This window comes from Pseudomonas sp. Je.1.5.c, from assembly GCF_051129895.1.
Lineage (GTDB): Bacteria > Pseudomonadota > Gammaproteobacteria > Pseudomonadales > Pseudomonadaceae > Aquipseudomonas > Aquipseudomonas urmiensis.
This window is the reverse complement of record NZ_JBCPSP010000017.1, coordinates 90,768-103,846: the sequence shown is the minus strand read 5'-3', so window position 1 is coordinate 103,846 and position 13,079 is coordinate 90,768. Positions and strand designations below refer to the sequence as shown.

The 13,079-nt window shown below is 63.7% G+C and carries 7 protein-coding genes and 1 rRNA gene; 7 read left to right on the top strand and 1 reads right to left on the bottom strand.

The features are described 5' to 3' along the window. The 7 genes from rrf (at window position 1) to AAZU54_RS14630 (ending at window position 11,916) form a co-directional block, all read left to right on the top strand. Window positions 1-115: ribosomal RNA gene (gene rrf, locus AAZU54_RS14660) — 5S ribosomal RNA — on the top strand. Between the two features lie 148 nt (window positions 116-263). Continuing rightward, complete coding sequence (gene recC, locus AAZU54_RS14655; RefSeq protein ID WP_434727306.1) at window positions 264-3,743, top strand: exodeoxyribonuclease V subunit gamma; 3,480 nt, start codon at window positions 264-266, stop codon at window positions 3,741-3,743. Next, on the top strand, window positions 3,740-7,417 hold the full coding sequence (gene recB / locus AAZU54_RS14650) for an exodeoxyribonuclease V subunit beta (protein ID WP_434727305.1): 3,678 nt from the start codon (window positions 3,740-3,742) through the stop codon (window positions 7,415-7,417). The genes recC and recB overlap by 4 nt, the downstream gene beginning before the upstream one ends. Further along, window positions 7,414-9,483 carry an exodeoxyribonuclease V subunit alpha gene (recD, locus tag AAZU54_RS14645; protein ID WP_405130030.1) on the top strand — a complete coding sequence of 690 codons (2,070 nt, stop codon included), beginning with the start codon at window positions 7,414-7,416 and terminating at the stop codon, window positions 9,481-9,483. The genes recB and recD overlap by 4 nt, the downstream gene beginning before the upstream one ends. A gap of 91 nt (window positions 9,484-9,574) precedes the next feature. Beyond that, entirely contained in the window at window positions 9,575-10,150 is a 576-nt protein-coding gene (locus AAZU54_RS14640) for a YfiR family protein (protein WP_186554289.1), read from the top strand. Beyond that, window positions 10,147-11,397, top strand: coding sequence for a diguanylate cyclase domain-containing protein (locus AAZU54_RS14635; protein ID WP_186554288.1), 1,251 nt, complete (start codon window positions 10,147-10,149; stop codon window positions 11,395-11,397). Before AAZU54_RS14640 ends, AAZU54_RS14635 begins: the two co-directional genes overlap by 4 nt. Before the next feature lie 63 nt (window positions 11,398-11,460). After that, window positions 11,461-11,916 (top strand): OmpA family protein, encoded by a 456-nt coding sequence (locus AAZU54_RS14630; protein WP_186554303.1) that lies wholly within the window; start codon window positions 11,461-11,463, stop codon window positions 11,914-11,916. Window positions 11,917-12,029: 113 nt separating this feature from the next. On the opposite strand, the gene AAZU54_RS14625 is transcribed toward AAZU54_RS14630, so the two are convergent. Then, window positions 12,030-12,980, bottom strand: coding sequence for a LysR family transcriptional regulator (locus AAZU54_RS14625; protein ID WP_186554287.1), 951 nt, complete (start codon window positions 12,978-12,980; stop codon window positions 12,030-12,032). Window positions 12,981-13,079: the final 99 nt, after the last annotated feature.

The following is a 13,079-nucleotide window of genomic DNA, read 5'->3' as shown; positions in this document are numbered from 1 at the left end:
TTGACGACCATAGAGCATTGGAACCACCTGATCCCATCCCGAACTCAGTAGTGAAACGATGCATCGCCGATGGTAGTGTGGGGTTTCCCCATGTGAGAGTAGGTCATCGTCAAGATTCATTTCGCAAAACCCCTATCTGCGTGAGCAGGTAGGGGTTTTGTCTTTCTGGCTGAAAAGAAATGTGGCTGTGTGGGTTTCAGTTCGCAGCCCATCCCCATGATATGGTTCCTCCCCAGGACCGACTGCCCTCCAGAGAGTGCCCAATGGCAAATACCCCCTTGCACCCCGGCTTCATGATCGTTCACGGCAACCGCCTGGATGACCTGCGTAGCCTGGTTGTGAGCTGGATGCGTCGTTACCCGCTCGCGCCCCTGGAGAACGAAGTCGCCTTGGTACAGAGCAATGGCATCGCCCAATGGCTCAAGCTGGCCCTGGCCGAAGACCCACAGGACGACGACCAAGGTGGCTGTGGCATTGCCGCTGCCATCGATGTGCAATTGCCGGGTAGCTTCATGTGGCAGCTGTACCGCAAGGTCCTGGGCCGTGATGAAATCCCAGAAGTGTCCTTGCTCGACAAGGCGCCGTTGACCTGGCGGCTGATGCGCCTGCTCCCCGAGTTGATCAAGCGCCCGCATTTCGAACCGCTGCGACGCTTTCTGACCGACGACAGCGACCTGCGCAAGCGCTATCAGCTGGCCGAGCGATTGGCCGATCTGTTCGACCAATACCAGGTCTACCGCGCCGACTGGCTCAAGGACTGGGCTGGCGGTGAGCATGTGCTTAACAGCGCTCGCGGCGAGCGCAAGCCTTTGGCTCCCGGTAATCGCTGGCAGGCCGAGTTGTGGCGCGCATTACTCGAAGATGTCGGCCTGGAAGGCATGGCCCAGAGCCGTGCCGGGGTGCACCAACGCTTTATCGAGCGCATGCACAGCCTGGCGCAAGCGCCCAGCGGTCTCCCCGGCAGAGCGATCGTATTCGGCATCTCTTCCTTGCCCGCGCAAGCCCTCGAAGCCCTTGCTGGCCTGGCCCGTTTCAGCCAGGTGCTGTTATGCGTGCATAACCCCTGTCGCCACCATTGGGCCGATATCGTTGCCGACAAAGATCTGCTCCGGCACCAGTACAAGCGTCAACAACGCAAGCAGGGCATGCCGCTGCAATTGGACGACGACTCGCTGCACCAGCATGCCCATCCACTGCTGGCCGCCTGGGGTAAGCAGGGCCGTGACTACATCAACTTGCTCGATAGCTATGACGACCCCGCCAGCTACCAAGGGGTGTTCAGCGACGGTCGTATCGACCTGTTCAGCGAGGGCCAGCCGACCAACCTGCTCAACCAGCTGCAGGATGACATCCTTGAGTTGCGGCCTTTGGCCGAGACCCGCGACGTGTGGCCGCCAGTCGATCCCGGCAAGGATCGCTCGATACGCTTCCACGTCGCGCACAGTGCCCAGCGTGAAGTTGAAATCCTTCATGACCAACTGCTAGCCCGTTTCAGCGCCGACCCAACCCTGCGCCCGCGCGACATTATCGTCATGCTGCCAGCGATCGATGACTATGCCCCCCACATCCGCGCGGTGTTTGGCCAGTTGGATCGCCATGATCCGCGCTATATCCCCTTCACCCTGACCGACCAGGGCCAGCGCGGTCGCGACCCACTGCTGATTGCCCTGGAGCACTTGCTCAAGTTGCCGGAAAGCCGCTTCGCGGTGAGTGAAGTCCTCGACCTGCTCGATGTTCCTGCGCTACGTGCTCGCTTCGCCATCCAGGAAAGCGATTTGCCAACCCTGCACCGCTGGATCGAGGGCGCCGGTATCCGCTGGGGCCTGAATGCCGAACAGCGCGCTACCCTTGGTTTGCCGCAAGGCCTGGAGCAGAACAGTTGGCGCTTCGGCCTGCGACGCATGCTGCTTGGCTACGCCGTTGGGGTGGGCGAGGGCTGTGATGGCATCGAACCTTATGACGAAATTGGCGGCCTGGACGCAGCCTTGATCGGCCCGCTAGTAGCCTTGCTCGATGCCCTCGATGTGGCCTGCCTGGCATTGTCGCAACCCGCCACCGCAGCGCAGTGGGGCGAGCGCCTGAACGCCTTGCTGCAGGTGTTCTTCCTGGCTGAAAACGAACACGACGAGTTTCTTCTGGTGCAGCTGCAAGACCTGCAAGACACCTGGCTGCAAACCTGCGACACCGTCGGCCTGCAAGACCCCTTGCCGCTGACGGTGGTGCGCGAAGCCTGGTTGTCCGGCCTGGATCAGGGCAAGCTGTCGCAGCGCTTTCTTGCGGGCTCGGTGAACTTCTGCACCCTGATGCCCATGCGTGCGATCCCCTTCCGGGTGGTCTGTCTGCTGGGCATGAACGACGGCGATTATCCGCGCGCCCAGCAACCCCTGGACTTCGACCTGATGGCCAGCGACTATCGCCCAGGTGACCGTTCGCGGCGCGAGGATGACCGCTACCTGCTGCTCGAAGCACTGCTCTCGGCCCGGGACCAGTTGTACGTCAGCTGGGTCGGTCGCAGCATCCGCGACAACAGTGAGCGTCCGGCATCGGTGCTGATTGGCCAGTTGCGGGATCACCTCGCAGCAGGATGGCGACTGGCCGGAGCCAAGCAAGGGCTGCGTGACGACCCTGGCCAGCAACTGCTGCACGCGCTGACCCAGGAGCACCCCTTGCAGCCCTTCAGCCAGCGCTATTTCCAGAAGGGCAGCCCGCTGTTCAGTTATGCCCATGAGTGGCAGGTATTGCACCAGACCGACGACTCGCCGCTTCCGGCTGATCAACCATTGCCGCCGTATGTGAGTGACGAGCCACTGAACCTGGTGCAACTGCAGGACTTCTTGCGCCACCCGGTTCGGCATTTCTTCAGTCAACGCTTGAAGGTGTTCTTCGAGGCACTTGAAGCGCCGACTCCGGACGAAGAGCCTTTCGTCCTCGATGCGCTACAGCGATACGGCCTTAGCGAGACATTGCTGGGCGCAGCGCTGGCCGATCCAGACAACGCCGAACGCGCCTTGCACACCCAGGCGCGTCGCCTACAGGCATGTGGCCTGCTGCCACTGGCGGGGTTTGGCGAGATCCTCCAGGCCGAGCTGATTCAGCCGCTGCCGGACCTGCTGCAACGCCATCGGCAACTGCTGCAGCGCTGGCCGACCCTGGTCGAGGGCGCCCTGCCGATTCACTTCGAACGCGGTAGCGATCGCTTGCAGGGCTGGCTGGGCCGGGTTTATCAGGCCGATGACCAGAGCTTGTTGAGCATCACCACCGTGCCCAACACCATCAGTGCAGGGCGCAACAACCTCAAGCGACATCGCCTGATCCCCACCTGGGTGATGCACCTGGCGGCCTGCGCCGCCGGCTACCCGCTGCACAGCGCCCTGGTTGCCAGTGACCTGACCCTGCTGCTTGAGCCGCTACCACAGGCACAGGCCGCCGATCTGCTGGGCGATCTGCTGATCTCGCGCCAAGCCGCAATGAACGCGCCGCTGCCAGTGGCGGCCAAGACCGCATTCGCTTGGCTGGCCCAGGATGATGCCGACAAAGCCTTGGCTGCCGCTGCCCGCGCCTACGAAGGCGACGGCCAGAACAGCTTTGGCGAGCGCAGCGAAAGCCTGGCCCTGGCCCGGCAGTTTCGCGACTTTGCCGCGCTTACGGCTGATGAAACATTCGAAGGCTGGTGTGAAGCCCTGTACCGCCCCCTGTTCGCCGCGCCCTGGCAGACCCTGGGCAATCCGGAGAGTGCCGCATGACCCAGGCCCGCCCTTTGGCCTTGAGCTTTCCGCTGCATGGCAGCCAACTGATCGAAGCCAGCGCCGGTACCGGTAAAACCTTCACTATCTCGGCGCTGTACCTGCGCCTGATCCTCGGGCATGGCGACGAGCAGGGCTTTGGCCGCGAACTGTTGCCGCCGCAGATCCTCGTAGTGACCTTCACCGACGCCGCCACCAAAGAGTTGCGCGAGCGTATCCGCACCCGCCTGGCAGAAGCTGCGCGCTTCTTCCGTGGCGAGCTGGCCGACGCCGATCCACTGCTGCAGCTACTGCGCGACGACTATCCCGAAGCGCTTTGGCCACGCTGTGCCAGTCGCCTGGAGGTGGCCGTGCAGTGGATGGACGAGGCGGCGGTGTCGACCATTCACGGCTGGTGCCAGCGCATGCTTCGAGAGCATGCCTTCGACAGCGGCAGCCTGTTTACCCAAAGCCTGGAAACCGATCACAGCGAACTGCTCGGCCAGGTCATGCGTGATTACTGGCGCCGCTACTGCTACAGCATGCGTGGCGAAGCCCTGGCCTGGGTCCGCGCTCGCTGGATCAGCCCCGATGCGTTGTTGCCGCGCATCCGCCCGCTGTTCGCCCGTGCCACAGCCGAGCAGGAAGAGGTCGAGCCGCAGGCGTTGATCGAGGCCACCCTGCAACAGCGCAGCGAGCAGCTTAGCCAACTGAAGGCGCCGTGGGCAGAGTGGGCCGAGCAGTTGCAGCAGATCTGCCGCGATGCCGTGGCAGCCAAGCAGGTCGATGGCCGCAAAATGCAGGCGCGTTTCTTCGAGCCCTGGTTTGACAAGCTGCGCAGCTGGGCCACTGATGAGCAGGCGCTGGAACTGGACCTGGGCACGGGCTTCACCCGTCTCACCCCGGCGGGTATGGCCGAGGCCTGGAAGGTTGGCGAGCCGCCGCAGCACCCAGCGCTGCACGCCATGCAAAGCCTGCCTCAGCAGCTACAGGCGCTGCCTAGCCCCGATGTACGCTTGCTCGAGCATGCTGCCAACTGGGTATCTGCACGTTTCGAAGTGGAAAAGCGCCGCCGCGCTGAAATGGGCTTCGACGACATGCTCCTGCGTCTGCAGCACGCCCTTGGGCAAGAGGCTGGCGAACGCCTGGCCGGATTGATCCGCGAGCAGTTCCCGGTGGCGATGATTGACGAATTCCAGGACACCGATCCGGTCCAGTACGGCATCTTCGAGCGCATCTACCGGATCAGCGAGAATCGCACGGAAACCGGCTTGTTCATGATCGGCGACCCCAAACAGGCGATCTATGCGTTCCGCGGTGCCGACATTTTCACCTACCTCGCTGCCCGGCGCGCCACCGCAGGCCGGCTGCACAGCCTGGATACCAACTTCCGCTCCAGCCAGGCCATGGTCGGCGCGGTCAACCGCGTGTTCCTCCAGGCGGAGGCACGTGAGCAAGGACGCGGTGCGTTCCTGTTCCGCGAGGGGCAGGACAACCCCTTGCCTTTCATTGAAGTGAACGCCAAGGGACGCGGCGAGCGGTTGCTGATCGAGGGCCAACCGACCGCTGCCTTGCACTGCTGGCGGCTGGAAAGCGAAGAGCCGGTGTCCAGCACCCTGTACCGGCAACAGTTGGCCGCCAGCTGCGCCAGCCAGATCGTCGCCCTGCTCAATGGCGGACAACGCGGCGTAACCGGTTTCAGCAACGCTGACGGCCTGCTGCGGCCCTGCCTGCCTTCGGACATCGCCATCCTCGTGCGTGATGGCCGCGAGGCGCAGTTGATCCGCAGCGAGCTGGCTGCCCGCGATGTGCGTAGCGTGTACCTGTCGGACAAGGACTCGGTGTTCGCCGCCCAGGAGGCCCATGACCTGCTGGCCTGGCTGAAGGCCTGCGCCGAGCCGGACTCAGAGCGCTTGCTCAAGGCTGCGCTGGCGAGCCTGACCCTCGACCAGTCGCTGGCCGAGCTTGAGCGCCTGAACCAGGACGAGCGGATCTGGGAAGACTGGGTCATGCGTTTTCGCCTGTATCGCGAGACCTGGCAACGCCAGGGCGTGCTGCCGATGCTGCGCCGCTTGCTGCACGACTTCAAACTGCCACGCACGCTGATCGCCCGCAGTGATGGCGAGCGGGTGCTGACCAACCTGCTGCACCTGGCCGAGCTGCTGCAACAAGCCGCTGGCGAGCTGGATGGCGAGCAGGCACTGATTCGTCATCTTGCGGAGAACCTGGCCGGTGCTGGTCAGGCCGGCGAAGAGCAAATCCTGCGTCTGGAAAGCGACGAACAGCTGGTCAAGGTGGTGACCATCCACAAGTCCAAGGGCCTTGAATATCCGTTGGTCTACCTACCGTTCATCTGCACCAGCAAGCCAGTCGATGGCCAGCGCCTGCCGCTGACCTGGCACGACGAACAGGGCAATGCCCACCTGACACTAACCCCGGATGAGCAGCAGATCGCCCGCGCCGACGATGAGCGCCTGGCTGAAGACCTGCGCCTGCTCTACGTCGCCCTGACCCGCGCCCAGCATGCCTGCTGGCTCGGCGTCGCCGACCTCAAGCGTGGCAACCAGAAGCACTCGCAGCTGCATCGTTCGGCCCTGGGCTATCTGCTTGGCGGCGGTCAGCCCCTGGCCGCCTCGCCGCAGCTCACGGACTGGCTACACGCCCTGCAAGCGGGCAGTACCCATATCGCCTGCGCCAGCGTGCCCGCGCCGGATGAGGTGCGCTATCTGCTCCCTGACGACGCCCGCGAATTGATGCCCGCACGCAAGCCGCGTCGGTCTGCCGCAGAGAACTGGTGGATTGCCTCCTACAGCGCCCTGCGCGTCGGCGACCAGACCCTGGGTGCCGACAGCTCGCAAGCCCAGCAGTTGATGGATGATGAGCGAGTCGATGCCCAACAGTTGCGTGAAATCCCTGCCGAGAGCGGCGACATTCATCGCTTCCCCCGTGGCCCAGGCCCAGGCACCTTCCTCCATGGGCTGTTGGAGTGGGCTGGGCGCGAAGGCTTTGCCGAAATCAGCGCCAACCCCGAATTGATCGAGCGCACCGTTGGCCAGCGCTGCAATCGGCGTGACTGGACCGGCTGGATCCCCGCCTTGAGCCAATGGCTTGGGCACATGCTCAACGAACCGCTGCCTTTACAGGCGCCAGGCGCGCAGCTGACCCTTGCGCACTTGCGGCAGTACCAGATCGAGATGGAGTTCTGGTTCGCCAGCCATCAGGTCGATGTGCTGCGCCTCGACCAGCTGGTGACCCGTCACACCCACGCTGGCGCCGCTCGGCCAGCGGCGCAGGCGTCCCAGCTCAATGGCATGTTCAAGGGCTTCATCGACCTGGCGTTCGAGCTGGACGGCCGCTATTACGTGACCGACTACAAGTCCAACTGGCTCGGCCCGGATACCCAGTCTTACAACGCGCTGGCGATGGAACAGGCGATCCTCGAACACCGCTACGACCTGCAGTACGTGCTCTATTTACTCGCCCTGCACCGGCAATTACGCGCGCGCCTGCCCGATTACGATTACGACCGCGATGTTGGCGGTGCCTTGTTCATCTTCCTGCGCGGCGCCAACCGCGCAGGTCATGGCCTGTATTTCGCCAAGCCGCCGCGTGAGCTGATCGAATCCCTCGACGCATTGTTCCGCGGCGCCCTTGCGCCTGAACAGCAGGACCTGTTTGCCGGAGCCGCGCCATGAGCCGACGTCTCGACGACCTATTGCCAACGCCGCTGGAAGCTGAGCAACTGGCGGCCCTGACGCCGCTGAGGGACAGCAAGGATCTGCTGATCCTGCTCGACCGTTGGGTTGAGCGCGGTTGGCTGCGTGCACTGGACCGGGCCTTCGTGGGTTTTCTCGAAGAGCGGGCACCTGGCAGCGATCCGCTGCTGTTGCTGGCGGCGGCCTTGGCCAGCCATCAACTGGGGCACGGGCATGTCTGCCTGGATCTGGCGCAAACCCTGGCCGAACCGGATTTCGCCTTGTCCCTGCCGCCAGAAGGAGACGCCCTGACGGGGCCGCTGCTGCTGCCCTCGCAACTGCTGGCCAACCTTGATCAAGACACCTGGCGCCAACGCATCGCGGCCAGTTCACTGGTCGCTGCGGGTAACACGCCCGATCAGAGCTCGCGACCATTGGTGCTCAGCGGCCTGCGCCTGTATCTGCGGCGCTACTGGAGTTATGAGCGCCAGATCGACGATGCGCTACGCCAGCGGTTGGCGGCGGATGAGTCGATTCCGGCGGATCTGCCGGCGCGTCTTGCCCAGCTGTTCGAAGGTGGCGCGCCGGCCGGCCAGGTGGACTGGCAGAAACTGGCCTGCGCCTTGGCGACCCGCGCCGCGTTCAGCATCATCACCGGCGGCCCAGGCACCGGCAAGACCACTACCGTGGTGCGCCTGCTGGCGCTGCTGCAAGCCCCTGCGGTGGAGCAGGGCCGGCCCCTGCGGATTCGCCTGGCTGCGCCCACGGGCAAGGCTGCGGCGCGTCTGACCGAATCGATTGGCCAGCAGGTCGAGCGCTTGCAGGTGAGCGCTGAGATTCGTGCGCAGATCCCTACCGACGTCAGTACCGTTCACCGCCTGCTGGGGAGTCGCCCCGGCTCGCGGCACTTTCGCCACCATGCGGCCAACCCGTTGCCGCTGGATGTGCTGGTGATCGATGAAGCGTCGATGATCGACCTGGAAATGATGGCGGTGCTGCTTGACGCTCTGCCGCCCAAGGCACGCTTGGTGCTGCTGGGGGACAAGGACCAATTAGCCTCGGTGGAAGCCGGGGCGGTACTCGGTGATCTATGCCGGGATGCCGAGGACGGCTGTTACTCATCGGCGACCCAGGCCTGGCTGGAGCAGGTCGGTGGCCAGGCGCTGGGCGCTAGCGGCCTCAAGACCGGCGATGCCCAGCGCAACCCGCTGGCCCAGCAGGTGGTGATGCTGCGTCACTCGCGGCGTTTTGGCGAAGGCAGTGGTATCGGTCAGCTGGCACGCCTGGTCAATCGCCAGCAGGCACAAGAGGCGCGCGAGTTGCTGACGCACACACTTGCCGATGTCCATGGTCTTTCACTGCAGGGCGAGCATGATCGCCGGTTCGACCGGCTATTGCTCGACGGCCTGGGCAACGACGGGCCACAAGGCTATCGCCATTACCTGCGCACCATTGGCCGCCAGCGGCCGCAACCCGGCACGCCGCTCACGGATCCTCGTTGGGAGGTGTGGGCAAGCCAGGTCCTGCAAAGCTTTGAAGACTTCCAGCTGCTTTGCGCAGTGCGCAAGGGGCCTTGGGGGGTGCAAGGGTTGAACGAGCGCGTGAGCCGAGTGCTGCACAACGCCGGGCTGATCGACAGCCAACAGCCCTGGTACGAAGGCCGTCCGGTATTGGTCACCCGCAACGACTATGGCTTGGGGCTGATGAACGGCGATATCGGCATCGCCCTGCGCCTGCCTGACGAGCAGGGCGTATCGCTGCTGCGCGTAGCCTTCCCGCGTAACGATGGCAGTGGCGGTGTGCGTTTCGTCCTGCCCAGCCGGCTCAATGAAGTGGAAACGGTGTTTGCCATGACGGTGCACAAGTCGCAGGGCTCGGAGTTCAGCCACACCGCGTTGGTGCTGCCCGATGCGCTCAATCCGGTGCTGACCAAAGAGCTGGTGTATACCGGCATTACCCGGGCCAAACACTGTTTCAGCCTGATCGAGCCACGCGCAGGTATCTTTGAGGAGGCGGTCAAGCGCAAGGTGCGGCGGATTTCCGGGCTGATGCTGGAACAGGTCTGAGGCGCTGGGGTTGGGACGGACGTACACGCTGCCTGGCGGCGATATGCTATCTTTGCGGCATTATCTGACCTTATTTTGAGAGTTTTCCCACATGATGGTGGCTGTCTCGCCCTGGGGTCGAGTGACTGGCTGTGCCTTATCGCTGCTGCTGGCGGCCTTGATGCTTTTCGCCAGCCCCAGCCAGGCAGACACTGGCGCGACCACCGCCCAGGTGCAACAACGGGCCAAGGCTGTTACCCAGGTGGTGCTGGGCATTCTCAGCTATGCCCGTTGGCCGACAGAGCCTGTGCCGTTGCGATTGTGCCTGGTGGGGCCTACCGAATACGCCGACGACCTGATCAAGGGCAACGTGCAGAACTCTGGCCAGCCCCTGCAAGTCCGCCGCCTGTTGGCCAACGACCGGCGCATCGCCGGGGCTTGCGATGCGGTGTATATCGGCAAGCTCGATCAGGGCGAGCGCGATCATCTGTTTCAGGCCCTCAGCGGCCAACCGGTACTGAGCATCAGCGAGGCCGATGACCCGTGCACGGTCGGCAGCTTGTTCTGCCTGCGGGTGGGCGATCGTCAGGTGACCTTCGAGGTGAACCTGGACTCGGTAGCGCGTAGTGGCGTGCGCATCCACCCCAGCGTGTTGCAGCTGTCCCGTCGGCGAGCGGCGCAGCCATGATCGCCTCAGCCAAGCGGGTTATCCGTCCGACCCTGCGCGCCGTGCTCGGTCGTGGGCATCTAAGCGCCGCACTGTTGGCGGTAGGTCTGGCGGGCGTTTCGGTAACCTTGCTAGGCGTCTTGGCTCTGCGCGTCTATGCCGACCACAACCTGCACCTGATCGCCCGCTCGATCAACTACACCGTGGAAGCCGCAGTGGTGTTCGACGACCGCGCCGCAGCCAACGAGGCCCTAGTGACGATCGCCGGCACCGAAGAGGTCGCCGATGCCAAGGTGTTCAACAACGACGGTGAGGAGTTGGCCCACTGGCAGCGTGAGGATGACGGCGTGCTCGCGCCGCTTGAAGCCATGGTCGCCAGCACCTTGCTCGAGCAGCCGATCAATCTGCCGATCATGCATCAGCAGCAAAAGGTCGGGCATATCGAGTTGATCGGCCAGGGCCGCAGCCTGCTGCGTTTCCTGCTCAGTGGTCTGGCCGGGGTGGTGCTGTGCACCATGCTCAGCGCACTGGTTGCCAGCTACCTGTCGCGGCGCTTGCTGGGCGACATCATCCGCCCGTTGCGCAGCCTGGCTAGCGTGGCCCATGCCGCACGTCGCGAGCGCAGCTTCGACCGGCGCGTCCCCGAGGCGCAGATTGCTGAGCTGAACGAGCTGGGCAACGACTTCAACGCCTTGCTCGACGAGCTGGAAACCTGGCAGAGCCATCTGCAGAGCGAGAACGAGACCTTGGCTCATCTGGCCAGCCACGACAGCTTGACCGGCCTGCCCAACCGCGCCTTCTTCGAAGGCCGGGTCAGTCGCAGCCTGCGCAACGCGGCCCGGGAGCAGGAGCATCTGGCGCTGCTGTTCCTCGACAGCGATCACTTCAAGCAGATCAACGACAGCCTCGGCCACGCGGTGGGCGATGAAGTGCTGATCAGTGTGGCCAACCGCATCCGCGCGCAACTGCGCGAGCACGACCTGGTCGCACGGCTCGGTGGCGATGAGTTCGCGGTACTGCTGACCCCGCTGCACTCGCGCGAAGATGCCGAGCGCATCGCGGAAAAAATCGTCACCAGCATGAAGCTGCCAATTCAACTCGACGATGGCGACAGCCTCACCACCTCGCTCAGCGTAGGCATCGCCTACTACCCGGACGATGGCCAAGACCCGGCCAGTCTACTCAACGCCGCCGACGCGGCGATGTACCAGGCCAAGCGCAAGCGCCGTGGCCATTGGCAAGTGGCGCATACGGAACGTGGCGCTTGACGTGAAAAAAAGGAGCTAGCCGTGATTCACCCGTTTTCCCAACTGCGTTTTCCTTTGCTGGCCATGCTGCTGGCGCTATTGACCCTGGGGGGTTGCCAGAGCGTGCCTCAGGGCCTGACGGCCGAGCAGGTGGCCGTGCTCAAGCGCGAGGGGTTCGCCCCGACCGAGGAGGGCTGGGCGTTCGATCTGTCTGGCAAAGTGCTGTTCGGCAGTGACCTGGACAGCCTCAATAGCCAGAGTCAGGACATCGTCGAACGCATTGGCAAGGCCTTGTTGAGCGTTGATATCCAGCGCGTGCGCGTTGACGGTCACACCGATGCATCGGGTAAGGCCGCCTACAACCAGCAACTGTCCGAGCGCCGTGCGCAGAGCGTGGCCAAGGCTTTGGTGGGCATCGGCATGCAGCCACAGAACATCCAAACCCGGGGTATGGGGAGTAGCCAGCCGGTGGCGGATAACAGCACCAGCAGTGGGCGGACCGAGAACCGGCGGGTGTCGATCGTGGTGGCGTCTGATTGAGTCAAGTTGTCGCTTAAATCATTGGGGCCCGCTTTGCGGCCCTTCGGGGCGCCTAACCGAAGCGAAGGGCTGCGAAGCAGCCCCAGAATCTTAAGTGCAAAGCAGTGGAATATTCACTCGCGAGCAAAACGCATTTCACGCGTATCGCCCATCAACAACGGCGCATTCGCCTCGGTCACTTCGCGGATGTAATCCCACAGCAAGGTAATGCGCTTGAGCTTGCGCAGATCCTCCCGGCAATACATCCAAAACTGCCGGGTAATGTCCACTTCCCCAGGCAAAACGGTAATCAAACGCGGATCCTGCGCCGCCAGGAAGCACGGCAGAATCGCCAGCCCACGCCCTTGCAGCGCCGCCGTGTATTGGGCAATGACACTGGTGCTGCGCAAATGCGCATGGGCGTTGGGGATCAAGTTGGCCAGGTACAACAGCTCCGAGCTGAAGGCCAGATCGTCGACGTAGCTGATGAACGGATGAGCGGCCAGGTCGCTGACTTGGCGGATCGGCTCGTGACTGTCGAGGTAGTCCTGCGTTGCATAGAGCCGCAAGCGGTAGTCACACAACTTGCAGCACACGTATGGCCCATGCTCGGGCCGCTCCAGGGCGATGACAATGTCCGCCTCGCGCTTGGACAGGCTGATGAAGTGCGGCAACGGCAGGATATCCACCGAGATCGCCGGCCACGCATCGACGAAGTGGCTCAGCTGCGGAGTGACGAAAAAGCTGCCGAAGCCCTCGGTGCAGCCCATGCGCACATGCCCGGACAACGCCACGCCCGACCCTGACACCTGCTCGCACGCCATGTGCAGCGTGCTTTCGATCGACTCGGCATAGCCCAGCAAGCGCTGGCCCTCGGCCGTCAGGACGAAGCCGTTGGTCCGCGACTTTTCGAACAGCAAGGTGCCCAACGCGCCCTCCAGCGAGCTGATCCGTCGCGACACCGTGGTGTAGTCGACGCTCAAGCGTTTGGCCGCGCTGCTGGCCTTGCGGGTGCGCGCCACTTCAAGAAAGAACTTCAGGTCGTCCCAGTTCAGCGACCCGAGGGAGGTGAGGTCTTTTTGCATGATGATCCGGTTTTTTTGTGCGTTCTTGTTGGATGTTTGCACATCTATACTCGAAATCAGCGCCTAGACGCCACCTCGCGTTGGCGATCTCGTCCCACA